The 25,113-nt window shown below is 66.0% G+C and carries 21 protein-coding genes; 12 read left to right on the top strand and 9 right to left on the bottom strand.

Features of this window, described 5'->3' with window-relative positions:
- Nucleotides 1–26: 26 nt before the first annotated feature.
- Nucleotides 27–884 (bottom strand): carboxylating nicotinate-nucleotide diphosphorylase, encoded by an 858-nt coding sequence (gene nadC / locus EV651_RS36605; RefSeq protein ID WP_202870677.1) that lies wholly within the window; start codon nt 882–884, stop codon nt 27–29.
- A gap of 78 nt (nt 885–962) precedes the next feature.
- On the opposite strand from nadC, the gene EV651_RS36600 reads away from it, so the two are divergent.
- Together EV651_RS36600 and hrpB are read left to right on the top strand one after the other, a co-directional pair.
- Complete coding sequence (locus EV651_RS36600) at nt 963–1,667, top strand: NUDIX domain-containing protein (RefSeq protein WP_238157429.1); 705 nt, start codon at nt 963–965, stop codon at nt 1,665–1,667.
- Nucleotides 1,668–1,742: 75 nt separating this feature from the next.
- Nucleotides 1,743–4,259: an ATP-dependent helicase HrpB gene (gene hrpB / locus EV651_RS36595; protein ID WP_238157428.1), complete on the top strand. Its 2,517-nt coding sequence runs from the start codon at nt 1,743–1,745 to the stop codon at nt 4,257–4,259.
- 71 nt (nt 4,260–4,330) lie between these two features.
- Here hrpB and EV651_RS36590 read toward each other — a convergent pair whose 3' ends face one another.
- Nucleotides 4,331–5,161, bottom strand: a complete 831-nt coding sequence (locus EV651_RS36590; protein ID WP_133789958.1) for an AraC family transcriptional regulator — start codon at nt 5,159–5,161, stop codon at nt 4,331–4,333.
- A gap of 65 nt (nt 5,162–5,226) precedes the next feature.
- Here EV651_RS36590 and EV651_RS36585 point away from each other — a divergent pair, with 65 nt between their 5' ends.
- The 3 genes from EV651_RS36585 to EV651_RS42755 all read left to right on the top strand — a co-directional run bounded on the left by EV651_RS36585 (nt 5,227) and on the right by EV651_RS42755 (nt 7,657).
- Nucleotides 5,227–6,009, top strand: coding sequence for a phytanoyl-CoA dioxygenase family protein (locus EV651_RS36585; RefSeq protein ID WP_133789956.1), 783 nt, complete (start codon nt 5,227–5,229; stop codon nt 6,007–6,009).
- Nucleotides 6,010–6,752: 743 nt separating this feature from the next.
- Complete coding sequence (locus tag EV651_RS42760) at nt 6,753–7,340, top strand: hypothetical protein (RefSeq protein ID WP_238157427.1); 588 nt, start codon at nt 6,753–6,755, stop codon at nt 7,338–7,340.
- Entirely contained in the window at nt 7,340–7,657 is a 318-nt protein-coding gene (locus tag EV651_RS42755) for a hypothetical protein (protein WP_238157426.1), read from the top strand. Before EV651_RS42760 ends, EV651_RS42755 begins: the two co-directional genes overlap by 1 nt.
- A 107-nt stretch (nt 7,658–7,764) precedes the next feature.
- On the opposite strand, the gene EV651_RS36575 is transcribed toward EV651_RS42755, so the two are convergent.
- The 5 genes from EV651_RS36575 to EV651_RS36555 all read right to left on the bottom strand — a co-directional run bounded on the left by EV651_RS36575 (nt 7,765) and on the right by EV651_RS36555 (nt 12,341).
- Nucleotides 7,765–7,998 carry a hypothetical protein gene (locus tag EV651_RS36575; RefSeq protein ID WP_133789954.1) on the bottom strand — a complete coding sequence of 78 codons (234 nt, stop codon included), beginning with the start codon at nt 7,996–7,998 and terminating at the stop codon, nt 7,765–7,767.
- 231 nt (nt 7,999–8,229) lie between these two features.
- Entirely contained in the window at nt 8,230–9,573 is a 1,344-nt protein-coding gene (locus EV651_RS36570; RefSeq protein WP_166658908.1) for an OmpA family protein, read from the bottom strand.
- A gap of 211 nt (nt 9,574–9,784) precedes the next feature.
- A complete protein-coding gene (locus EV651_RS36565) occupies nt 9,785–11,263 on the bottom strand; it encodes a hypothetical protein (protein ID WP_133789950.1) in 1,479 nt (492 codons plus the stop codon).
- A complete protein-coding gene (locus EV651_RS36560; protein WP_133789948.1) occupies nt 11,260–12,012 on the bottom strand; it encodes a hypothetical protein in 753 nt (250 codons plus the stop codon). The genes EV651_RS36565 and EV651_RS36560 overlap by 4 nt, the downstream gene beginning before the upstream one ends.
- A gap of 41 nt (nt 12,013–12,053) precedes the next feature.
- Complete coding sequence (locus tag EV651_RS36555) at nt 12,054–12,341, bottom strand: hypothetical protein (protein WP_202870676.1); 288 nt, start codon at nt 12,339–12,341, stop codon at nt 12,054–12,056.
- A 225-nt stretch (nt 12,342–12,566) separates the two neighbouring features.
- Between EV651_RS36555 and EV651_RS36550 the strand changes: the two genes are divergently transcribed.
- The 3 genes from EV651_RS36550 (at nt 12,567) to EV651_RS36540 (ending at nt 18,400) form a co-directional block, all read left to right on the top strand.
- On the top strand, nt 12,567–13,412 hold the full coding sequence (locus EV651_RS36550) for a hypothetical protein (protein ID WP_133789946.1): 846 nt from the start codon (nt 12,567–12,569) through the stop codon (nt 13,410–13,412).
- The gene (locus tag EV651_RS36545) at nt 13,409–14,623 is read left to right on the top strand and encodes a hypothetical protein (RefSeq protein ID WP_133789944.1); all 1,215 of its coding nucleotides are present in this window, start codon (nt 13,409–13,411) and stop codon (nt 14,621–14,623) included. The genes EV651_RS36550 and EV651_RS36545 overlap by 4 nt, the downstream gene beginning before the upstream one ends.
- Nucleotides 14,624–15,994: 1,371 nt before the next feature.
- Complete coding sequence (locus EV651_RS36540; protein ID WP_133789942.1) at nt 15,995–18,400, top strand: hypothetical protein; 2,406 nt, start codon at nt 15,995–15,997, stop codon at nt 18,398–18,400.
- An 85-nt stretch (nt 18,401–18,485) separates the two neighbouring features.
- On the opposite strand, the gene EV651_RS36535 is transcribed toward EV651_RS36540, so the two are convergent.
- A complete protein-coding gene (locus EV651_RS36535) occupies nt 18,486–18,995 on the bottom strand; it encodes a hypothetical protein (protein WP_133789940.1) in 510 nt (169 codons plus the stop codon).
- A 775-nt stretch (nt 18,996–19,770) separates the two neighbouring features.
- On the opposite strand from EV651_RS36535, the gene EV651_RS36530 reads away from it, so the two are divergent.
- The 4 genes from EV651_RS36530 (at nt 19,771) to EV651_RS36515 (ending at nt 24,303) form a co-directional block, all read left to right on the top strand.
- Nucleotides 19,771–20,241: a hypothetical protein gene (locus tag EV651_RS36530; RefSeq protein WP_133789938.1), complete on the top strand. Its 471-nt coding sequence runs from the start codon at nt 19,771–19,773 to the stop codon at nt 20,239–20,241.
- A complete protein-coding gene (locus tag EV651_RS36525) occupies nt 20,238–20,786 on the top strand; it encodes a GNAT family N-acetyltransferase (protein WP_133789936.1) in 549 nt (182 codons plus the stop codon). The genes EV651_RS36530 and EV651_RS36525 overlap by 4 nt, the downstream gene beginning before the upstream one ends.
- 1,235 nt (nt 20,787–22,021) lie before the next feature.
- Complete coding sequence (locus EV651_RS36520; RefSeq protein ID WP_133789934.1) at nt 22,022–23,341, top strand: ISL3 family transposase; 1,320 nt, start codon at nt 22,022–22,024, stop codon at nt 23,339–23,341.
- A 137-nt stretch (nt 23,342–23,478) separates the two neighbouring features.
- Nucleotides 23,479–24,303, top strand: coding sequence for an alpha/beta fold hydrolase (locus tag EV651_RS36515; protein WP_133789932.1), 825 nt, complete (start codon nt 23,479–23,481; stop codon nt 24,301–24,303).
- A 381-nt stretch (nt 24,304–24,684) separates the two neighbouring features.
- Here the strand turns inward: EV651_RS36515 and EV651_RS36510 are convergent.
- Nucleotides 24,685–25,113, bottom strand: a 429-nt coding sequence (locus EV651_RS36510; protein ID WP_202870675.1) for a transposase, incomplete at its 5' end; no start/stop codon positions are given.

Raw genomic sequence — 25,113 nt, 5'->3', positions numbered from 1 at the left:
GATAACTGGGCATGGCGATCCCTGGTTCAGCCGTGGCTGCGGGTCACCAGCAGACTGATGTCAAGTGCGGTAGGGGAGTGGGTCAGGGCGCCGACCGAAATGGCATCGACGCCGGTGGCGGCGACATCCGCAATGGTGTCCACGGTGATGTTGCCGGAGGCCTCGAGCTTGGTGGCGGATCCGGAGGTGTTGCGCCGCTCGACGATCCGAGCCATCTGCTCGACCGGCATGTTGTCCAGCAGGATCCACTCGACCTGGCAGTCCAGCGCTTCGCGGGCCTCCTCGGCAGTGGTGACTTCGACCTCGATTGCCATCCTTTTGTTTTCGGCGGCCATGCCGTCCCGGACCCGGCGAACCGCCGGGAGGACGCCGCCGGCCGCGGCGAGATGGTTCTCCTTGAGCAGCACCATGGCCGACAGGTCGAGCCGGTGGTTGGTCCCGCCGCCGCAACTCACGGCGTACTTGTCCATGGCCCGGAGGCCGGGTGCGGTCTTTCGGGTGTCGAGGAGCGCGACCGGGCGCCCGTCGATCGCTGCGACGAACGCCGACGTGAGGGTTGCGATGCCCGACATCCGTTGCGCGAAGTTCAGCGCCACCCGCTCGCCGGTGATGACCGACCGCGCTGGGCCGCTGATCCACGCCAGCGGCTGCCCCGGGACAACCGGATCACCGTCGGCAACAGCCGTCCGCACCGTCACGGTGGGATCGACGGCGGCGTACACCTCCTGCACAGCAGTCAGACCGGCCACGCGACCGGACTGCTTGGCGATCATCGTCGCCTCGACCTCCAGCGCCTCCGGGACGCTCCATCGGGTGGTGACATCGTCTGCCGCCTGGTCCTCGAACAGTGCGGCCGCCACCGCGGTCCGGACCGTCTCCGTCATCAGTTGCATCTGCTGCCCTGCTCTCCGTGATGTTTTCGCTTCCGAGGCGATAACTAGATGCACGCTACCATCGGCCTCGTGCCCACAGCCAAGAAAGGTGATCCGGTTAACTTCCCCAGTTACCCGCACGAGGCGCTCGCCGTGGTCCTGTCCGTTCGCGACGGCAGGCTGTGCGTGCTGCTGTGGAAACGCGCACGGAGCCCGTATCGCGGCCGCTGGGCGCTTCCCGGCGGCGGTGTCGAGCCCACCGAGCGGCTGCGGGACGCCATCACCGGGCACCTTGCGACGAAGGTCGACGTTCGCGACGTCGCGCACCTCGAACAGTTGGCCACGCACAGTGCGATCGATCGCGATCCGCGGGCCCGCGTGCTGGCGACGGGCTACCTGGGCCTTGTCCCGTCCGACGTACAGCCGAAGCTTCCTTCCGACACGCAGTGGCACCCGGTCGACGAGCTGCCGCGGACCGCGTTCGATCATCACTACTTCATCGATGCCGCGGTCGCGCGGTTGCGCGCGAAACTGTCGTACACGAACATCGGGTTCGCGCTGGCTCCGCTGGAGTTCACCATTGCGGAGCTACGTGATCTGTTCGGTGCCGCACTCGGCTATGAGCTCGGCGCCACCAATCTCACCCGCGTCCTGACCCGCAGGCACGTGATCGACCCCACCGAACGGCGAGCCAGCCCTGGCCAGAGCGGCGGCCGTCCCGCGACCGTCTACAAGTTCGTGGCCCGCGAGCTGACCGTCACCGACCCGTTCGCCGTACTCCGCCCACCCCGCTGACGCCTCCTTCTCGACATGACGCTCCCTGGAGGCGCCGGGTGGGGTTCTGCGGTGTTGGTCGGTTAGCGTCGGGGCGTGTTGCTGCCTGAACTGTCGGTGCCGGGGGCGGATCTGCCTGTCCGGGCGGTTTTGCCTGCCACGGTCGATGCGGTGCGTTCGCGCGGTACGGCGGTGTTGGTTGCGCCGCCTGGATCGGGGAAGACCTCGCTGTTGCCGCTCGCACTGGGCGACGCGCTCGAGGGCACGATCATCGTCGCCGAGCCGCGAAGGATGGCAACCCGCGCGGCTGCGGCCCGGCTGGCGATGCTGGTCGGCGAACCGCTCGGGCAGCGGATCGGCTACGCGATGCGCGGTGAACGCAGCGGCAGCAAGGGGCTCCGTGTCGAGGTGGTGACGACAGGGCTCCTCGTACGGCGACTGCAGCAGAACCCGGAGCTGCCGGGAGTCGCGGCGATTGTGATCGACGAGTGCCACGAGCGGCACCTCGATGCCGATCTGCTGCTCGCGTTCTGCGTCGACATCCGGGCGAATCTTCGCGAAGACCTGGCGCTCGTCGCGACCTCGGCCACGGCGGACACGACCAGGCTGAGCCGTGCGCTGGGCACCGACGTTCCGGCGCCCGTGATCACCGCGTCTGCGGAGCTGTTCGACGTGGCGATCGAGTGGGCGCCACCACCGGTGCCCGTGCCGCTGCTTCCGGGTGGGCGGGTCGACCCGCGACTGCTGGATCACGTCGCGGCCGTCGTCCGGCGTGCACTGACCGAGAACGACGGCGACATCCTCGTGTTCGTCCCGGGGGAGGCCGAGATCAACGGTGTGACTCGCCGGTTGGCCGGTCAGAACGTCCTGCCGTTGTACGGTCGCCAATCCAGGGCCGAACAGGACCGCGCATTGACGCCCGCGGCCACTCGTCGGATCGTGGTGACGACGTCGGTCGCTGAGAGTTCGCTGACTGTGCCCGCGGTCAGAGTTGTGGTCGACTCAGGTCTTGCCCGGGAGCCGCGGACCGATCAGTCCCGTGGCCTCGGTGCGTTGGTCACCTGCCGGGTGTCGAAGTCGTCGGCCGACCAGCGAGCGGGCCGTGCCGGGCGGGAGGCGCCCGGCCGGGTCTATCGGTGCTGGTCCGCCACCGACCACGCGCATCTCGACGATCATGCGGCGCCGGAGATCGCGATCGCCGATCTGGCAGCTTTCGCCCTCGATCTCGCGGCGTGGGGTGCGCCGGCCGGCGACGGTCTGACCTTGCTCGACGCGCCGCCCGTGCCGGCGATGGCCGCGGCCACCGAACTGCTGCGCCGCCTCGACGCCATTGACGACAACGGCCGGATCACTGAGCGAGGACGGCAGATGGCGGCGATCGGGGCGCATCCTCGGCTGGCTCGTGCGTTGCTGGACGGGACGCCGCGGGTCGGCGCCGACCGGGCACGCGAGATCGTCGCGATGCTCTCGGACGACTCCGGGCGCGACTTCGGCGATGACCTACCGGCCCGCTGGCGAGCCCTCCGCCGCGGCGAGGACCGCGGAGCCACGGCCCGCTGGCGAGAAGAGACCAAGCGTCTCGGCCGAGGCGACCCGTTGGGCGGAGACGGAGTACGGCGGGGGACAAGCGCCGTACCGGATGATCTTGCGGTGGGGGTTGTGGTCGGGTTGGCGTATCCGGATCGGATTGCGCGGGTCCGGGGGGCCGAGTCGGCGACGTACCAGATGTCTGGTGGGACTGGCGCCGCGCTGGACCCGCAGTCGCCGTTGCGGACCACGACCTGGCTGGCGATCGCGGCTGCCGACCGAGCGCCCGGTCGCGCCGACGCCAGGATCCGTTCCGCGGCGCCGATCGACGAGCAGACCGCGCGAGACATCGCAGGCGACCTCGTCTCGACCACCGACCAGATCCGCTGGGACAACGGCCGGATCGTGACGCGTCGCGTCGAGGTACTCGGCGCGATCGTGCTCAATGACGTCCCGCTGGCAAAGCCCGACCGGCTTCTCGTCCAAGCTGCCGTCCGCGACGGTATCCGGCGCAGCGGTTTGTCAGTACTGCGCTGGTCGGAGGCTGCTCTCGCCTTGCGGGAGCGGCTGGCGTTCTGCCACGCCCACCTCGGCGCCCCGTGGCCTGCGGTCGACGACGAAGCGCTGCTGGCCGATCTCGACGAATGGCTGGGGACCGAGCTCGCCTCGGTGCGAGGTGCGCGCGATCTTGCCAACATCGACGTGGCTTCGGCGCTCCGGCGACTATTGCCGTGGCCCGCAGCAACCCGGTTCGGTGAGCTCGCACCGGAACGGCTCCAGGTCCCATCGGGCTCCGAGGTCCGACTCGCGTACGACGGTGTCGAGCCACCGGTGCTCGCGGTGAAGCTGCAGGAGGTATTCGGCTGGACTGCCACTCCGGTCGTCGCGGACGGTCGTGTCCCGGTCGTTCTGCACCTCTTGTCGCCCGCACGGCGGACGGTCGCGATCACAAGCGATCTCGCCTCGTTCTGGAAGCAGGGCTATCCCCAGGTCCGAGCCGACCTGCGAGCCCGCTACCCCCGCCATCCCTGGCCGGAAGACCCACTCACCGCCATCCCGACCAAGCGACCAAAACCTCGCCAGTGAACCGAGCTGGCGAGGTTTTGGGCGCCGCCCCTCGACAGTCAGCTGTAGGGACCCTGATGAGCACTAGGCACCTACCCACGTCGGTACGCCGTTGGGGTGGTTCGGGTCAGCCGCTTGAACGCGGTGGCGAAGTACTGCGTGCTGGCGAAGCCGAGGGAGTGCGCGATCTCGGTGACCGGCAGATCGGTCTCGCCGAGCAAGGTGCGGGCGTGCTCGATCTTGCTGCGGAGTATGAACTCGCCCGGCGGCAGGCCGAGCTCCTGGCGGAACTGTGCGTGCAGGCGGGCCGGTGACAGGCCGACGGCGCGGCTGAGCATCGGCACGGTGATCGTCTCGCCGAGATGTTCTGCGACGTACTGCCGACTCCGCTCTACCACCGCCGACACCGGCCGCGCCTGGTCGGCGGCGCTCGCCGTCACTGTCCGGACCAGGAACTGCGCGAGGGACATCGCCGCCTGCAGTCGGGCGAGCTCGCTCGCCGGGCCGCTGAGCTGCGCGATCGCGTCGTCCAACAGGAACCCTGCCTCGGGGTGTGCTCGGAACTGCCGGGTCGGGATGCCCAGTAGCGCCTGGGTCAGCTGTCGTCGGCGGGTGCTGTCCAGATAGAGCAGCGGCGAGTCACGGACGCGGAGGATCAGCCAGTACAGCACGCCCTTGTCCTCGGGCGCGCCGGCACTGTCGTGCTGCTCGTCCGGGAGGGTGACGAACTGGTCGCCGCCGCTGAGCTGATAGACCCGGTCGCCCAGCCGGTAGCGCTGCCGTCCCCGGGCGAGGAAGCAGACCTCGACGCAGCCGGGGTGGGAGTGCGCGCCGAGTACGTCGTGCGCATACGAGTACCGATAGCGGCCGAGAGTGACGACTCCGGGCAGGTCGGGATCCTGTAGCTCGAGTCGGTGGGCCATGTTCGATCTTGTCTCTCGTTCGATTCCGGACGCAAGCAGTCGGCGCCGTCCCTAGCGTTGTGGTCATGCTGACAACAGACGATGTGGTCCGGTACCACGACCAGGGTTTCCTCGCGCTCGAGTCTTTCATCTCGGGCGAGGAGGTCGAGCGGATGCGTACGATCTATGACCGTCTGTTCGCCGAGCGGGCCGGACGTTCGGCCGGCGATCAGTTCGACCTGGCCGGTGCGGACGACGAGGAGAGCGAGGCCAACCTCCCGCAGATCCTCAACCCGTCGCGGTACGCGCCGGAGCTTCTGCGCAGCGAGACGCTCGATCGCGCGAAGGAGGTGCTGGCCGAGCTGCTCGGTCCGGAGGCGACGTTCGGAGGCGACCATGCGATCAACAAGCCGCCCCGGAACGGGGTCGAGACGCCTTGGCACCAGGACGAGGCGTACTGGAACCCGGCGGTCAGCTACCACGCGCTGAGCATCTGGATTCCGTTGCAGGAGGCAACGGTTGACAACGGGTGCATGCATTTCGTCCCCGGCTCGCACCGCGGCGACGTGGTCCCGCACCGGCCGATCGGCGGCGACCCACGGGTGCACGGCCTCGAAGTGGAGCCCGGATCCGTCGATGTCTCCACCGCCGTGGCCTGCCCGATCCCGGCCGGCGGGGCGACGATCCACGCCAGCCGCACCCTGCACTACACATCGCCGAACCGCTCTGCCGACCACCGGCGCGCGTACATCATCAGCGGCGGAACCCCGGAGCAGCCGGCTGCCGCGCCACGCGACTTCCCATGGCAGGCCGCCCGCCACACCGCCCGAGAACAACGAGCCAACACCACCCACCCCACAAACAACTGACCGCCAGCGGAGCCTGCGCCAGGCATCATTCGCGCCTCGACGAGTGTGGTTCACATGTGTGTCCGAGAGGGGACATATGGCCGAGAAGAAGGCCGAGAGCTATCGCGATTATCTTCCGGACGGAACCTACTGGACTGTTCGAAAGCGGCGGGGGCACCTTCTGGGTGCTGCGGCTAACGAGCGGATCGCAGGAACAGTGCGAGGTTTGGGGAGGCTACTCCAGTCCGGGGGCTGCGGCGAGCGCGGCCGCTCAACTGGCGTACGGTCAGGCAGTTGACGAAGTGAGGGACCGTCTGCGCGCGACTCTGCATGACGCCCTCGAAGAGATCGGGCTCGGCGCTGGTCCGCAGAAGGCACCGGTCTCCGCCGACGCCGCCCCCGCGAACTTGGCAGTTGGCGCGGAAGAGTGATGGGTCGACGCTGTCATGGGGGGCAGTAGACCGCTCGGCTGCCGTCATAGTGCAGTCGCTGGTGTGACGCACGGTGGGCCGTTAGCTCACAGCTGCTCACCGATGTGGGAGAGCGGCACGCGCCGATGTAGGAGCATCGTCATTAAAGGGGGCCAATATGGCAGCAAAGGCAGCTATGCCTGCGCGGGTCTGGTGGCAGGATTCTTGCGCGGGTGATGGACCGGTAGGACATCACGGCCGGTCGGGCTGGTGGGGCAGCGGCGACGGCCTTGGTATCGTGGTCGGACGCTGGGCCTGCGGGAGGGCAGATGCATAGCGGCGTGCCGTGCTGGCGTGGTGGAGGATGGGTTGATCGCGGGGCTTCGGTTGCCGTCTCCGGTTGTCGAGATTGATGACGACCGGCTGAGGGCCGCGGGGGTGCGGGTTCTGCTGAAGCGGGACGATCTGGTTCATCCGGAAGTGCCGGGGAACAAGTGGCGGAAGTTGAAGTACAACGTCGCGACTGCTCGGGAGTTGGGATTCGAGACTCTGCTGACGTTTGGTGGTGCCTATTCGAATCACATCCGGGCCACTGCTGCGGTCGGGTCGTACTGCGGCTTCGGCACGATCGGCGTGATCCGGGGTGAGGAGCATCTGCCGCTCAACTCGTCGCTTAGGTACGCCGTGTCGCGCGGCATGCGGCTGATGTACGTCGACCGGACGACGTACCGGACCAAGGCATCGGACGCTGTGATCGAGGCGCTACATCAGGAGTTCGTGACATCTACCTCATCCCTGAGGGTGGTAGCAATGTCGTCGCCGTCCGGGGACGTGCAGAGTTGCCGACGGAGCTGGATTCGTCCGTCGACGTCGTGTTCCGTGCGGTCGGTACCGGAGGGACGCTCGCAGGTGTGGCTGGCGGTATGCGGCCGGACCGGCTAGTGATTGGGGTTCCGGTGGTCAAGGGCGGGGCGTTCCTTGAGGGCGACATCGTTGGGCTGCAGGAGCAGGTGTACGGCGCGCGTACCGGGGTGTGGCGGCTTGAGTGTGATTACCACTTCGGCGGCTACGCGAAGCGGACGTCAGAGCTCGGCGAGTTCATCGACGACTTCGAGGCGCGGCACGGTGTGCGCTTGGACTGGGTGTACGAGGCGAAGATGATGTACGCACTGTTCGACCAGGTGGCTCGCAACGCGTTTCCGAGAGGTACGACGATCGTTGCCCTGATCAGTGGGTCCGGCGAAGTTCCAGAGACCTGACGGTCAGGCTTCTAGCCACTCGAGGTGCCAGTCGCCCGAGTTGACGATGAAGTTCTTGCCGAAGCCGAGCCAGCGGCCGTTCATGCCGCGGGCGTGCGGGCTGACGACTAGCTGGATGGTGCCGTAGTAGACCGCGCCGCGGTAGTAGCCGGTGGGGCTGTTCGCTCTTTCCAGGTTCCGGTGGCGATGGCTCCGCTGACGGACAGATCGAGCGTCAGCCGTGATTCGCTGTCGGCGGGATCGGCGACCTGGGCTGCGATTCCCATGATCGACAAGACGAAGACGGCGACGCGTTGGGCGAGGATCAGCCCGATCGCGGCAATCCCCGCAGCGGTAACCACCAGGGAAGGCTGTGATCGTCTGTTCCGACCTGGTCCCTACCGGAGCCCCGAGATCCATCAACGTCCATGTCGCCGCCAGCAGGGCGAGCTACACACCGACTAGGGGACCCGTCGCCGACCGGGACGCGAGCTGTGCTTTTCGGGGCCGGAACCGCACGCCGAGCGATAATCCAGTAGATGCCTACCAGGACCAGGAGCGCATAACAGAGGGCATCGCGGCCAGGATGAGACTCATCGTGAGCCCTGAGGTGTCGCACAGTCGGGGCGTGACTCGCGTAGCGTGAGCCGGACCGAGCGATTCTTCACGGCTGCGAGTGGATCGAGCTTCCCTTCCGGTGTGTGGTCCTGGATGTAGCCGGGGAAGTGGCTGCCGGCTCCGTGGGTGGTGATCTGGGCGGGCCGTACGCCGTGGTCGACGAGTTTCGTCGCGACGGTTCGGGCCCGCTCCTGCGCGCGCCGCACTTGGTTCGTGTCGGTGTCTACACGAGCTGTCGTGCCAGTGATGAGCACGCTGCGGCCTGATCCTCCCAGGAGCCACCGTGCGATATCGCGGATGACAATCTCTGCTGCGTCGGTCTCGCGGAAGGCGTTCGATTTGGGCTTGAAACCGACCGGCGATGCGTCGTCGTAGATCAGTGTGGTTGTGGTGCAGGGCCGAACTCTTGGTGGCTGAGGCGGCTTGGTCAGGACTACCGGCCGGGTCGTGAAAGGTGTGGTGGGTGGCTTGCCGGTCCTCGGGCTCGACGTGGATTCCACTGTGGCGCCGCCGGTCCTGAGCACGCTCTGCCAGAAGGTGGACATGGCGTCCGACTGGGCCGATGTGAGTGGTAGCTGCGGGCTGGAGGTGTATCCGATGCCGACGAGTGTGACGTTCAGGCCTTTGAGGTGGAGCCCGCGCAGCTCGGCGTCGATCGACTTGGCGAACTCAGCGGGGTCGGTGGCGAGCATGCCGGGTCGGGTCATGTCGATGACCCCAGTGTCTGGGAGGCCGGCGTCGATGACCGCGATGTAGCCGTCGACGGTCGAGCGGGTCGTGGCACGGACGTAGTCGGACGCGATCTTGATTCCGGCGAACAGGTCGGAGCCGTTGCTGTCGGCCGCGGCTGCCTGGACGGCCTTTCGGATCGAGCCGAGAGCGCGCTTCATGTCGTCGTTGCGTCTGCCGTCGTTGTCGGTGTCGAGGGTGAAACGTCCCAGCCGGGTGATGGTGGGGGAGCCGTCGACGATGACCACAGCGACCGCCGCTTGGTTCTCGACCGCGCTGGTCAGCAGACATGCCAACTCGCTGGGAATGTCTGGCGCGGGTTGGTTTTGGTGGACGCCGATGACCAGAGCCAGGGCGGCTGGGTGAACTGATGGGCATTGCGGGCCGGGCCCGCCTGTCCGGCTGGACGTCGCGCCGGCGGTGTTGTCCTGGTCTTGCGGTCCGCTGCAAGCGGTCAGGCCGATGAGCAGTGCAGCGAGTACGGCTGCGGCTGCAGTGACCGTTGACCAGGTCGGCAGGTGCAGGGAGAGGCGGAGTGCCGGCCGGTGGACGGGCGGTGTGCGTTTGTGGGGCATGGTTTGTGTCTCCATCGGTGCGAGTGTGGCTGGAAGGTGGTGAGCTTTCGGTCGCATCAGGTACGGGTCCAGCGACGTGCGTGGGTGGAGCAGATCAGTCCCCATGAGCAGTGCTGGCAGGTGGCCGGGTCGAGAGGGTCGGAGCCCTTGCAGCGGTCTCCGAGCGGGCACCGCAGGAGGGTTGCCTTGCAGTGCCCGCATCGGTGGTGATCGAGGGGTGTGGTCATCAGGCGCCGGCTGCCGTGTTGCGTCCGCGACTTGGACGCAGGCGTGTGATGCCGGTGGCGGCGGGATCGGCGAGGTGGTGGGCGGCCTGCACTCGGGCGTGGGCCTTGAGGTGCTCGATGAGCCCGTCGACGGCTTTGTGGGCCGTGCGTTCGGCGTCGGCGAGGGTCTTGAGTTCCTGCCGGTGAGCGGTTGCGGTCTGCGCGAGGCGGGTCAGCTTCGCCTCGGATTCGGCTCGCTTGCTGGTGAGTTTTCTGGCGCTGCGGCCGGCGGCCCGCCGTGTTGCAGCGGCGTCGTTGGTGAGCAGGTAGCCCTCCGCCCAGGCGAGTGCTCCGGTGGCTACGTACACCGCGGCGAGCACGATGGCCACCAGGCGATCCGTCCCGGCCTCGCTGGGGTCCGCTGGCTGACCTTCGAAGCTGACCTGGCCGGGCAGTATCGCGGCGGCGTACCACCGCATCACCAGCAGGGATGCGCCGATGAGGAACCAGGCCACGAGCAGAACGGATTGGATCGGGGTGGTGGAGTGTCCGGTGGCCTTGCTGCGCCGATACAGCTTGCCGGCGATCAGCGGCAGATTCAGTGCAGCGACGGTCAGCCCGACGGCGATCAGCCAGGACCACCGCGGGGGCAGGCCGAGCAACCGATCGATCGTGCTCTTGATCATGCCCATGTCGGCTGCGGCCACGAGCACAACCGCGGCGGCCGCGGCGCCCAGGTAGACGAGGTGCCGCGTCAGTGACTCGTACGCTGCTTGCGGTTTGTGCCATCCGCTCGCCCTGCCGCCGGAGGCCCGGATCTCCGCGGGTTGCTGAGCCGGAGCGGAACGTGGAGCGGTGTCGCCGGCCAGCTCGGACTGGTCGGCTGGCGCGGTTGGTGAGTCGTGATCGACAGTGCTCGGTGAGAGCAGGGCGTCGAGGTCGGTCGACGGCGGCCCGGCAACCGCCGCTATTGGTTGGCCGCCGGTACTTGTTGTTGTCGGGTGGTTCTGACCGAGGAGCTGGCCGGTGGCGTGCCGCTCGACCTCGATCGCCGCGATCTCTTGGTCGCGTAGGCGCGAAAGTGTGTGGGCTTCTTCGACGTAGTGCTGCGTGGCGACGGCGTACAGCTGCGCCCCCCGGCGCCGACGGGCGTCGGCCTCTTGGCTGACGTGCGCGTGCCACATCGGGCCCTGGGTGTCGATGAGGTCGTCGAGCACGTCATGGGTGCCGGCGTCGAGTGCGCCGCGCTCGGCGAGCTGGCTGATGAGCTGGGTGCACTCGAGCTCGCAGTCGCGCTGAAGAGGCGCCGGTCCGGCGAGTGAGTGATCCAGCGGCGACACGGAGTCGATGCGGCGGATGTCGCTGAGCACGTCGCCGCCGGCGTTCCAGCCGGGCAGGTCGATGATCAGGCTGTCGTGATTCTCGATGCGTCGTGGCTTGTGGCCGGGCACCATCTTCCGAACAACCCTTCCCAGGGCGGCTCGCAGTTTCCTGCTCATCGGATGCTCCTTACGGTGACCGTGGTTGCTTCGTTGTGCTGCTCGTCGGGCAGCCAGGGGCAGGGCTCGGATGCCCATTGCGGGATCCGCAGTGGCGGGGTGGTCGTGAGGGGGTGGCCGGGTTCGGCGGCCGGCTCCGCGCGTCTCAAGGTCCGCCGATAGGCCGCGCGGTAGTGGGCGGCTCGTTGCTCGTGCAACTCGAGCAGTTCTCGGGACAGGTCGGTCGCGTTGGCGAATCGCGCGACGATCCGCGTGGTGCAGCTGGCGGCGGTGGTCTCCGCCGTGTTGACGCGGGCACGCGCCTGCTCGCAAGCCGTCTCAAGGGCCGCGAGTCGTCGCAGGTGCTCCGCGCGGCGCCGGTCGGCGATCGTCTCAGGGGAGTCGCCGAGTTCTGCTGGACCACGACGTTGGAGCGCCTCGAGAGGCGGCTCGTCGAGATTTGCCTGCCAGCGGAGGGTGGCTTCGGTGAGTTCGGCTCGTGCTTGGGTGGCGTCGGCGCGAGCGGTGGCCAGTTGTTCGAGAAGTCCTTCGGCGTCTCGGTGAGCAGAGGTGTACTCGTACTGGCAGCCGGCGAGCAGCTGATGCTGGTTTCGGGCCAGCCAGTCGGTCGGCTGGCCGTCCGGGTGAGGACTGCGGTAGGCCGGCACGGCAGCGTCTCGTCTGCCGTCGCGGCGGCCGGCGTGGCCGTCGCGGAGCCGGTCGAGCAGGCGATACCGCGTGGGCCTATCGCCGCGGGGTTCCTTCGGCATGGTCTTTTGCCCTTCCAAACGTTCGGCAGACGGAGTGGCGGTCATGCGATGCCCGATCCCATGAGCGGGGCCACCGTCAGGGGGGTGGGCCTGCGCACGGTCGTCCAGGTCGGCTTCGGTCGGCTCGTCAGGTGGTAGCCACCGCAGGCGTCGCAGTCGTAGCCGGAAACGACGGTCCAGGTCGGGTCGGCGTCGCTGAGCGCCGCCGTGCCCCGGGACGACCTGGCCGCGTGCAGCTCTGCTTTGACGTCCTTCAGTTCATCGAGGCGCCGCTTGCCGGTGGCGCGGCATACTGGCCAGTGGCGGCGGCTTCGCGTCCTGTTCTTCATCCCGCACCCCTTCGACGTTTAGTCCTTGAGAGAGATTGGACAGGCTGGCTACCCGACGCTGGGGCAATTCCCGGCAGCGTCTGGCGGTCGGCTTCCGGGTCGTGCGACGCTACGCAGAAGGGCAGTGGGGTGAGTTCGGGGAACCGTCGGCTGACGGATTCCGAAAGTGGGGGCACTTCTGGGAAAACACCTCCTGCCGGGGGAATCGGCAGACAGGATCAACTCATGGCGTGGATCGACGAGTTCAGAACCAAACTGGACCCGCGTGCTCGTGACACTCGCATCGCCTTCTACGAAGCAGCCGACCGCTGGACCGCGGACCGGGACCCGCGCCTGCAGGACTTAGTAGCCGCCTCAGGCAAGGCCCAGAACGCCTTCTACGATCACTTCGGAGGAGCAGGCTCTACCGGCCCGCTGAAGGTCACCATCAATCCCGAGCGCAAAGGCGTTGAGGCGGTCTTCGAGCAAGCCAAGGCATGGCTTTTTCAGCCGTGGCTGGACGGATGGGCCGAGCAGGCCCGGCGGCTGCGGCTCGGTCCGCGCAAACGATTGGAAACACTGGTCCAGATCACGGCACGGTGGGCCGAGGAGCATCGGTGTCTGGCGTCACGAGACGACTGCGCGCTACCGGCCCAGCTGCATGAGGCCGTGCAATGGTGCGGTCTACGAAGCCACAGCCGGCCGCTCACAGCGACACAGCTCGAGCGCACCGCTGAGGCCATCGTGCGTGACGCCGTCCGGTTCGTCGTCAACGAGAACGCCCCGGGCTCCGTGGTCGGTGCACTCGGATCGGTTCGCGCCGCGATCGCGGCACTCGATCTCGACGAACACGGCCTCGAGGCACAGACCTGGAAGGTCATCAGGGCAATCGTGGATCTGATGCAGATGCTGTCCGCGGCCGATGAGCAGCCGTCGCCGCGACTGCAAGGAGTCCTATCCCGGGCATCTCGGGCCATCACCAGACTCCGAGACGACGGTCCGGCAGCCACACCCAGGCTGCGGGCCAGTCTCGAAATTCCAGCCACCACCATGGAATCAGACGACTCAGAACGATCCGAGGAACCAGCATGACGACTCCCGCACGCAAATCCGTCCCCGGCGCGCGGCTACTCACGCCAGCCGAAAAATCACTACTGGCTCGCCTTGAAGAGCTGCGGATCGTCCCTCCAGCCAACCTATTGCAGGCGCTCTACAGCGACGACAAGGAAGAGCATGCGAAAGCGGTGCAGGACTTGCGCCGATCCCTGGACACGGCCACCGCGCTGCGTGCCAGGCTGGAGGCCTTGAGGGTCGTCCTTCCCGTGGACCCGGCATCCGCGGTCCCGGAGCTCAACAACATCGTGACAAGGGCAGAGAAGGAGTTCGGCGACACCTCGGTCGTCAGCCTCGAGGGCAGGTACATGCTGATATACCACGAGGCCCGCAGAGTCAACGCGGCAGTGACCGCGAAGAAGATGTCTGAGCTCCTGGCGACCTGTGAGAACGCACTGGGTCACGAGGCCTACCTCACCCGCCGGTGCTCGATGGTGCGGGCCCAGTTCACCCGCAAGGCCGGAGACCCCAACGGCATCCAGCTCTACGAAGATGAACTTGCGCTACGCAAGAACTCCGATGGCCCCGACGCGTGGCGTACTCGGCTGGCAAGGATGAATCTCGCCGTCGCCTTGCGCGAGAGCGGCGAGTACAACAACCTCAACCGCGCAGACCAGATCGCTGAGAAGGAACTGGCCGAGCGTTCCGTCGAATACGGCCCGGAGCACCCCCGCACTATCGTTGCCATGGCCAACAAAGCGCTCATCCTGCTGTCACTAGTCGAAGCCGGGTCAAAGACTGCCGATGCCGAAAAGGCGCTCGAGCTCGCATCGGAAGTTGTGCGCGTGCGGCAGACAGTCCTCGGCCCCCTCCACGACAGCACCCTCAGCGGCCAAATGATCCGCGCTCAAGCTCTCATCGCGCTCAAGCGATGCGACGAGGCGGTTTGGCTGCTATACGGCGTACTCGCCGACCAGGCTGCCGCCGGAGCCAAAGACCCGGGCAGGGCAGAGGAACTGCTAGCCCGCGCGCTGGCCGGCACCGAGCTCAGAAGTGACCTCGAGGAAGCCCGCCAGTTCGCCTCCGAGGCGACCCAACTGCGGACCCGGCAGTACGGGCCCGACACAGCCCAAGTGCGACGCGCACAAGAACTCGAAGCAAGCATCATTACGCAGTTGGCCGCGGCGCAAGACCGAGACGTCGTTCGAGTACTCGACCACACGAGCGGGCCGAGGTCAGAGGCGATCTGACGGCCAATGACCCGGCAGACAATCGCGGTCAACGCAGACAGGAGCATGCTGTGAAGAACACGGTGTCCGCCGACGGTATCCAGGCCGCAGCGACCAACGGCTGCGCCGGCAAGCTGGTCGCGGGCGCAACCAGATCGTGCGGCAGTGAGCAGGGCCGGAAGAAGTGTGTCGACCGAGCGCGGTGGCTTTCCGAAACCTGCCGCCGGACACTCAACATGTCGCCGTCAACCATCGGCGCCACCTGTGCGGGATGCCATTTCCCCAATTCGTGCCAGGCCGCGACCAAAGTGGAAAGGCTCATCGACACGCTCGCGGTCCACAACCGGACGGTGCGAGTCGAGTTCGTCCCCCGAGGGGAGGTGAAGACATGGCTCCCACGTGCCCGCACTGCAATGTGCAGATGTGGCTCTACGAGACCGTCCAGAAACACGACGGACCCTACGGCCGCTACGAGTGCCGCACCCAGCACTGCCCTCGATGCAACGGACGGTGCCGCGAAACCCGCGGCCAAACCATCAGTCGCTGATCCCACCAGTTGCCGCAAGCCCTCGTCCGCTAGCCACCGGCGCGTCGCAGGCCATCTACCGCAAGCGGGCGTGGACTGGCGGCCCGCTGGCAGTGTCGTCGACAGGATCGCCGACCGACCAGCAAGCCTCATAAGCGGCTCGATGAGGACAGGGGTGCCGAAGAACGCCGTCCAAGACCTAAGGCGACATTGCATCCCCGGACCCTGATCGCCAAGGCTGCAAAGGTCGCTCTCCGGGTAGCCTGCCCCGCTTGATGTTCCACAACTCGAGGAAAGCTTGGCCGCGCACCTGCATCCAGTCGCAACTGAGCGAGGGCCAGCGCTGTGTCGCTGTAACGCTGATGCGCTGGCGGCGATGTAGGTCATGGGGAGTGACAACGACAATGGGGGGAAGCCATGCCTGATTTGCCACCGCCGCAGCCGAGTGCGAGCGAGGTTCGGCAGGCCGAAGAGCGTTCACAGCAAGCGAAGTACGCTGACGAGCAGGCCAAAAGGCGTAAGAAGGAAGAAGAGGAGCGTCAGAAGGCGCTGATTGCGGAATCACGTCGCAGAGCCGGCGAGACCCGCCAAGGGCGATAGACGACTGCCGTGCCAGGCGGCGACACGCTTTCGTCGTCGCGCAGTTTCCGCAAATTGCTCGGTGCATCGCCGCAAGCGTCAGCGCTGGACATCAAACTAGCGCTGGCGCGGCCTTGATGAGGCTGGAGATGACGGCATCGCCGGTTGACGATCACGCCGGCTATCCATCGGGGAAACCCCGGAACGGTTGTCGGCGCGAAGCCGCGCGGTAGCGTGCGCAACGCTCCTGTGCCGCGGATCGCACCGGTGAGAACAGGAGAGCAACGATGGGACTCTTTGGCAAGAAGGGCCAGCCAGAGCAGCAGCAACGCTCGTCATCGGTCGGCGGAGACGACAAGGTTCCGGTGCGCGATCCAGGACTGGATCCCCAGGATCCTCGGCAACTTCTTTTCGGGCTCCTTCACGGATCAGGGATCAGCTTCGTCTTGAATGCCCGGGTAGACGTGGGGAGGACCCTCCAAGAGGCGGTCAGGCTGGCGCCGATTCTCGCGCGGTCAAGCCACCTCGGGCGTGGGTTTCTCCGGATGGATGCCGATCCGCAAACGGTCTGGACGGCGGTCGAAGGTCCAAGCGGCTCCGCCGTGATTGTGTTCGGCTCGCCGGAGTCGAACACAGATCTGTTGTTTCAGACTGTCTTCAAGCCTTTCGAACAGGCCCAGCATCCGTTCTCCTGCGACATGGTGTTCTCAGGATCAACGAGCCCCAACCTCGCTGCCATCATCAACGGTGCCGACGTCGCGCCAGCGTGGGAAGTTGATCCACTTCATCACATTGCCGACCCTGCGGAGTTTCCAACCCTGCCGGCTTCGATTCGCCGCGCCGCGTGCGGATGGGAACGCATCGGACTCGATCTGTACAAGCGGCAGCTTCAAGATATCGACGGGGACACGGTCGACGTGTTTCTCGGCTTGAACGAAGGCCGGCCAGATCTGATCACCACCATTGGCGGAATCGCCCCCGACGGCGACCTTGACCGCTTCGAGCCGCTGACGGCACGCGGTCCCTACAGCCTCGAACGCTGGGATGCCGCTGTTGTCTTCGTTCGCTCGGTTCCGCTGGGCATCGAGGAATCCCAACTGATGCAGTTGAGCCAACGACTGGTAGACGACCTCGCCGCCGGGCTCGCCGAGTTGGGAAAGGTGAACGCGCCCAGCCTGCCGGTGAAGACCACGGTGACATCGCTATGGGACCGATTAGAGACAGTGCCCGCGGGAGCAGCGCCCACGCGCCAGATTGACTGGCCGTCGTCGACAGCGGACTACACCGTTATTGAACGAGTGCGCGAGTCAGTTCCCGAAGGGACGTCCACTTTCGAGTCTCTGGACCTGTTGGCACAGCAGTTGCGCGCCCAGCGAGGGTCGGGATTCGAGCACGCCTGGCGTGGAGCGGGGGACGCACTTCTGTCCCCGAGTTGGCTCACTTTCCAGTCGGCAGCATTCGACCCGGAGTCCGGGCGCATCGTCGCAACCGGACACCTCAACCACGAAGTCTGGGATCTGTCGCCGGCACACGACCTAGGTGCGATCGATGGGCGGAATGGATTCAGCTTCTCCGAACAGGGCCACGCGGGCGGCGTCGTTTGGCCGTCGTCGTCGCTGTACGTCGGATCGACCCGCACCGGCATCCTCGTGCCTCTGGACGCAACGCTGAACGTTCTTACAGTCGACCTGCACGCAGTCACCGGAACCATCGCAGCACTGGCGCACCTCGGCGGCTCCACGGCCGCGGTATTTCTATTCGACCCTTCGGGTGAACGCCACCTGCTGACCGTCGTCGAAGACATCAGCGGAAACGAGCCCATCCGCTTCAGCGGTGATGGCGAGTGGCTATTGATCAGCGGGAGCCAAGCCTCGACGCTGGTCGAGGTTGCGACCGGTCGCTGGCTGCGACTCGACGTCGGCAACGCTGCCTGGTGGCCTCTGGGCGACTCCAGCCTTCTGACGGTGACCCACGACAACGGAACTGCGACCCCGCAGATCTTCAGCCTGGAGTCCAACTCCTACACCCGGACGTACCCGCAGATTACGCTCGACGTCCCTCTCCTATCGTCATTCCCCTACACCTGGTTCCCCGCCGTCTCGCCTGATGGCCGCGAGATCCTTGTGCAGACTCCAGCCGGCGTGACCACCGAGTACCAGAGCGAACATGGCGTAGGAGGTCACCTCGCACGGGTGACGCTCGATGACGGCCAAGGGCGCCTCGTCGGAGAGGTGTTCTTGAACAGTGAAAGGACACTCGAACGCGACGTTCGCGAAGCGCGATGGACTGGCCGGCCGCCCAGTCACCACATCCGGCTGGTTCCAACGCTGGAACTCAATCCGCCGGTGACCGAGCACGCCTACCTGGATCCAGGCCGATGGGCCGACGAAGCCGAGAGAGTCCTGGTGCTGACCCTCAACAAGGCCATCGAACTGACGAAGGAGGGCAAGGACATCTCGCACCTGGTCCCTGAGATCCTCGCCGCCTTGATCCCCATCGGATGCAACGGCGATATCTGGGAACGCCAGTCCGAATGGCTGGTCGGTCTCCAGCAGTCGACCAACAACCTTGTAGCCAACGGCACGATCACCGGCAACGCCGCTACGGCCTGGAGGCGCTACGGATCAGCCATCGCTGCAATCCAGGCTGGACGACTCGAGCTGATCGACCCAGTTACAGCGGCGTGGTCATGACCCCACCGGCGGCGGGCCCGGAGAACTCCGAGTTGCTCTAAGCAAGGTCATCGCTCCGGAATGGCTATTCGCTACCCGTGTTGAACTACGCTCGCCATTTCCTGATGGAATCGATCACCATTCCATTGGTGATCTTTCCTTGCCATTCGTAGTAGCCGGTGCCCAGCAAGTGATTGAGACCGTCAAGACGTGGTCCGCGCACGCCCGTCGACGCCCAGGAGAGAATCGTCCAGGTGGCGGCCACCGGGATTCCATATTGACTGACGATGGACATGACGCGCCCCCTTACCTCATTCTTCTGCTTCCCGCGCAGAACCCCGACATGTTCAGCCCAGACCTGGACGGCGATGTAGTCCCCGGAAGTGATCCAGCTCAGCAGGAAGAGAGGCCCGGATCGCTTGTGGTGCTTCACACCGGACAGGTCATAGCCACCCTTTGGCCTCCGAACTCGATCGAGTTCGGCCTGCACTGACCTGATCACGCTCGGGTCTGTACCTTCGTACAGCTCCAACAGAAGGTCACCAGGATCGATCAGACCATTCCGTACCTCGTCGCTGACCTCGATCCGGCCAGGATCCGGAAACTCGAACGCCACGCTGCTGGACAATAAGCCCACTGATCTCATCCCCCACCCAAGAGTGCCGATAGAAGCTCGGCCCGGTGCTTGACCTATCGGCAGAGAGACAAGCCGCGTTACATCGGGTCGGGACTGTCAACACGAGCAGTCTCGCAGGCAGGTGTTGTAATGGATCGATCCTCAATACCCAGGACTATGACATCGACGCCCAGCGACAACGTCGCAGAAGACGAGCGTGTGGCGGGGCACCCGAACTGCGTATCGCCACACGCCTTCGGTCCTTGCGCTCCGAGGGTGGCAGCGAGGCGGGACGACTGCGGGAAGTCGGAGGTGTCCACCGAACGATCGATGCATTCCGACTGGCCAGCTCGTCGATGACAGCGTCGGCCGTCAGGTCGTCGCGGCCGGTCAGCACCAGGACGGTGCTCATGGTCAGCAGTTGTCGGTCGATGTGTCAGATCCTGGCCGCTGGCCGTCGGGGATCGGCGTCTCGGTGTTCGTTTCCGGCAGAGCCGCTGCGATCGCGTGGGAAGGATTGCCGGTCGCGGACACGTTCAACTGGAGGTTTGCGCTGTAGGTCATCGCGATACCGCGCAACGACATTTTGATCGCGCGGCAGGCCTGGCCACGATGTCAGGCGATCCAGCGATCCAATTCAGGATCTGGTCCCATGCTGGCAGCCTCTACCGCCACATGGCCAGGCCCGTCGACGCGTTGGCCGCGAACGACGTCGCGCGTCGGTTGCCGATTGCGAGACGAGATCCGATGTTCGCGTCACTCGGCCACGCAAGACATGCCGCGATCCTGGGGCAGACTGGCGATCACCGCCGTACGCCAGGCCGTTGCCCATGCCGAAGATGCTTTGGTCAGATCTGAACCCAGCGATGAGCGGCCGCTCTGGCTGAACGCGTTCTACGACCAGGCAGAGCTGGAGAATCTTGCATTGGCCGGCTACCTGGCGCTCGGGGACTACGAGGTGGCCGAAGGCCACACTCATCGGAGCCTCGCTGTTCTGCGGCCTGGCATGCGGCGTACGCGATCGATCACCACCGCGCGACTGGCCAAGGCGCAGCTCGGGCAAGGCGATCTGGAGGAAGCGGTCGCGACCGCGATGTCGATCCCGATCGAACCGACCGGCGTGCATCCGCGGATCAACTCGATGCTCCAAGACTTCGGCAGCACACTGCGGATCGCTGCACCATCCAGCGACCCGGCAAACGCCTGGAACCAATATGCACACGACTCACTGAGGAAGCATCTGTGACCCCTGACGGTATTGCGCTGCGCCACTCCACGGTGATCGACGAGGTGTGGAGCACGTTGATCGAGGTGTATGCCGACGTACGTGCGGATCAACTTCATCTTCCGCATTACTCGGTCGAGCGTTTCGGGGAGCAGCTTGCCCGGCATGCTTCCGATCCCGGGTGGGAAGTTGTCATCGGCTACGACACGGCCGAGCCGGTCGGGTTCGCGTACGTCAATACCCTCACTCCCGACGATCGCTGGTGGCGCCGGATGGCCACCCCGCTTCCCGGCGGATGCGCTGAAAGGTCGACCGTGGCGGTGAAAGAGATCATGCTGCGTAAGCCGTGGCGGGGTCAGGGGATCGCTCGGCTGATTCATGACGAGCTACTCCGGGGTCGTTCTGAGGCGCAGGTCTCGTTGCTGGTGAACGGTGATGGGAAGGTCAAGGCGCTCTACGAATCGTGGGGTTACGAGCCGATCAGTACGCAGCAGCCGTCCGTTGACGGCCCGGTCCTCACCGCGATGCTCTGGCTAACTCGTCCGGCATCACGGTCTGCAGACTGAGTCGGCATAGTCCGAGGGTAGGAGGAGGATGCTTCAGGAGTTGGGTGAAAAGCCGTAAGGCCCCGCTTTGCGGGGCCTTGGGGTTGGTGTCCGAGGAGGAACAAGAACCTTAACCACACGCTTGGAGCTCGACGCGGATCCAGCAGGCCGAACCCCATAAGCGCTGATTTCACCGAAGACTGATCGACGATTGCTGGGCTGCAAATGTTGCCGGTGACCTGCGGATTCTCGAACTCGAAGTGCGCAACGACTCGCGTGCCTGCGCGGTGCTGATTCAGTGCGTAAAAGGGTGCGTAGCCCGGCGCGTTGGTCAGGTCCATCGAGGTTCTCAGGATCCCAGTCCCTGCCACGAGCTCGCTGCTGATCAGTGGGTCCGCGAAGCTGTGATCACCGCGACCGCATCCGAGAAGCTGGTTGGGTAGCCGGGAGCGGCTGGGCCCTGACGGCGCAGCCATGCGGAGCAGGAGGGCTGTCGCTGCTGGGGGAGATCGGAAGTGCTCGAGCTGAGTCTTCGCAAAGTGATCCGCCGGCGCGCTGCTGTGGCGTCGAGAGCGGTGGATACTTCGTTGGCGCGGAGGGTGATGGCACGTAGCAGGCGGTAGAGATCGCCGTAGCCACGGTCGCGGGTGTTGAGGTCGCCGAGTTCGACGGCGGTGGGGTTTCTCGGCGATGACGGGGGCGAGTGGGTGCGATTGATACAGGCTGCCTCGAGCCTTCGCCTCGAGATCGGCCGAGGCCCGCGTGGTCAATCACGTCTCCAGGGCGACTCCGGCCCCGGTGAGGGCGAGAGTGCCTCCGGAGCAGATCGCTTTGGGCGCTGCTGACAGTGGCCAAGCTGCGAAATGCCCGTTCAGACTGCGATCGGTTTGACGCCGCTCGCCAATGAACAGTTGTTGTCAGCGAACAAACGGCCCTCGCGCCCATGTTGCGAGGGAGATGTGAGGACCGATGCCACCAAACACGCCAGCGGACCTGCATACGCCGCCACCGCTCCTGGATGGTGAGCTCAGCTTCGACGAGGTGAGGTGCCACCGGCGGGCTGACGACTACTGAACTGACGGGCTCCACAGATTGCCTGTCGCGCGTAACGTAGCGTTCGCCGGGGTGGGCGAGAAAGCCAAAACCGGCTCTTCGCAGTTGAGGGTGTAGAGGCTGGCGGCGCGTCGGTGTCCGGGTAGGGGTCGAGGTCTTCCGATGATGGGAGTTCTCACACCGCCCATCCAGAAGACCTCGACGTGCCTGACGCTACCTTCGCTTGCCCTGATCTGACCACGTTCACACGCCTTGACGAGCTCGGTCTTGAAGTCGTCGGGCAGCGGGTCGAGCCGGGCCGTGCTGTGCTGGCCTGCCGGGTGGTCGAGCCCGACGGTGGATCCGGAGGCTGGTGCCTGCGGTGCGGCTGCGAAGGTGTCGCTCGTGACACCGTGGTCCGGCGGCTGGCGCACGAGCCGCTGGGCTGGCGTCCCACGACGTTGGAGGTTATCGTGCGTCGTTATCGGTGTACCGGGTGCAGGCATGTGTGGCGCCAGGACACCAGTCGCGCGGCTGAGCGACGCGCGAAGATCTCCCGCCGTGGTCTGCGGTGGGCGCTGGAAGGTCTTGTGGTCCAGCACCTCACGGTCGCCAGGGTCGCTGAAGGGCTCGGGGTGTCGTGGAACACTGCGAACGATGCGGTTCTTGCCGAGGGCAAGCGTGTCCTGATCGATGATCCCAGCCGGTTCGACGGCGTGCGCGTGATCGGTGTCGACGAGCACGTGTGGCGCCACACGCGCCGGGGCGACAAGTACGTCACCGTCATCATCGACCTGACCGGCGTCCGAGACGGCACCGGCCCAGCACGCCTGCTGGACATGGTCGAGGGCCGCTCCAAGCAGGCGTTCAAGCAGTGGCTCGCCGAGCGCCCTCAGCAGTGGCGCGACGCGGTGGAGGTCGTCGCGATGGACGGCTTCACCGGCTTCAAGACAGCGACTGCCGAGGAACTGCCCGACGCGACCGCGGTCATGGATCCCTTCCACGTCGTCCGACTGGCCGGCGACGCCCTCGACCAGTGCCGGCGCCGCGTCCAGCAAGCCGTCCACGGCCACCGCGGCCGCAAACACGACCCGCTCTACTCGGCACGCCGCACGTTGCACACCGGCGCCGGGCTACTCACCGGCAAGCAGAAGAACCGCCTCCACACCCTGTTCGCCGATGACAACCACGTCGAGGTCGAGGCGACCTGGGGGATCTACCAACGGATGATCGCCGCCTACCGCGAACCCGACCGCAGCCGCGGCAGGAAACTGATGCAACAGCTCATCAACTCGGTCAGCCACGGCGTTCCCGCCGCGCTCGTCGAGCTCATCACACTCGGACGGACGCTGAACAAGCGCGCCACCGACGTACTGGCCTACTTCGACCGCCCAGGAACGTCCAACGGACCGACCGAGGCCATCAACGGCCGCCTCGAACACCTCCGAGGATCCGCACTCGGCTTCCGGAACCTCACCAACTACATCGCCAGATCCCTACTCGAGACCGGCGGCTTCAGACCCCAACTACACCCTCAACTGTGAAGAGCCCCAAAACCTCTTGCTGGCAAAGGGTTTCGTGCTGACGACGATCGGCTCTGGACCCAAGGCCTTGGACATTCTGTGCTTGCCCAGGTCCTATTGAGTTATGCCTGGACGACACGCTTCGAGGGGGCATCATAGTGGGAACAATCACGACCAGCGATGGCACCGAAATCTTCTACAAGGACTGGGGAAGCGGTCAGCCGATCGTGTTCAGTCACGGGTGGCCGCTGTCAGCCGACGACTGGGACAACCAGATGCTGTTCTTCTTGCAGCAGGGGTACCGCGTCATCGCCCATGACCGCCGCGGACACGGGCGCTCCACGCAGACCGGCGACGGTCACGACATGGACCACTACGCGGACGACCTGAAGGCAGTCGTCGAACATCTCGACCTGCACGACGCCATTCACGTCGGTCACTCGACCGGCGGCGGCGAGGTCGCGCACTACCTGGGCCGGCACGGCGAGGACCGGGCTGCCAAGGCCGCGCTGCTCTGCGCGGTCCCGCCGCTGATGGTGCAGACCGATGCGAACCCGGACGGCCTGCCGAAGGCGGTCTTCGACGACCTCCAGGCGCAGCTCGCGGCCAACCGGTCGGCCTTCTACCGCGCGCTCCCGGAAGGACCGTTCTACGGCTTCAATCGTCCGGGCGCCGTGCCCGACGAAGCGATCATCGCGAACTGGTGGCGCCAGGGCATGATGGGCGGCGCGAAGGCGCACTACGACGGCATCGTCGCGTTCTCCCAGACCGACTTCACCGAGGACCTGAAGGAGATCACCATCCCGGTCCTGGTGATGCACAGCGAGGACGACCAGATCGTGCCGTACGTCGCGGCCGGCCCGAAGTCGGCCGAGTTGCTGAAGAACGGTGTCCTGAAGACCTACAAGGACTACCCGCACGGCATGCCGACCACTCAGGCCGACGTCACCAACGCCGACCTACTGGAATTCCTGCAGGCGTAGATGTCCGACCCTCACATCAGGTCCGAGCCTCTCCGCCGCTAGACCGTTCGCTGGCCTACGCCAGCTGGGTTCGCCGCTGCTGCACGGGCTCGATCGCCTTCCCGCGCAACAGCGTCAGTTGCTTGGCACGGCCCTCGGCTTGGAGCAGGCCCTGCGCCGGGCAGATTCTTGATGGGTCTGGCTGTGTGGGGCCTGCTGGCTACCGCCCCGGCGGAGCGTTCCTTGGTGCGTGTGGTCGACGACGCACAGTGGCTGGATCGTAGCGTCACCGCTGCGTGCGGGTGATGATCAGCCATTCGGCGGCCTCGATCAGGGATGAGCCGTCGGCGTGGCCGAGGTCGGTCGGCAGTTGCGCGGCTGTCGTCGGTCGCTAGTGCCTCGTCAAGCAACGTTGGGTAGGTAATCGGGTCGGCGGATTTTGGAGTCGACGGCGTAGTGGCGTTTGGGCTGGGCGTGTCTGTTGTTCCAGCGGACGTAGCCGGCGATGGCTGCCTCTTGGGCGGTATGGCTGGGATAGTCGCTGCCGTCGAGGGTGAAGTAGCGCAGTGCGGTGAACTCGCACTCGATCCAGTTCAGCCAGGATGCGTTGCTTGGGGTGAACACCAACTCGATGTCGTTGGTCTGGCACCAGGCGACGACTTCGGCCTTCTTGTGGGGCGAGAAGTTGTCGCAGATCACGTGCAGTTTCCCGCTGGGGAACCGGGCTCGGAGTTGTTTGAGGAAGGCGAGGAATTCCTGCCAGCGTTTGCGATCGCGGAATCGGTAGAACATCTGGCCGGTGGCCAGGTCCAGCGCGGCGAACATCTGCCG

The organism is Kribbella sp. VKM Ac-2571 (assembly GCF_004362255.1).
In the GTDB taxonomy this organism is placed as follows: domain Bacteria; phylum Actinomycetota; class Actinomycetes; order Propionibacteriales; family Kribbellaceae; genus Kribbella; species Kribbella pratensis.
Note: the sequence above shows the minus strand (reverse complement) of the source record. Positions and strands in the feature narration are given on the sequence as shown.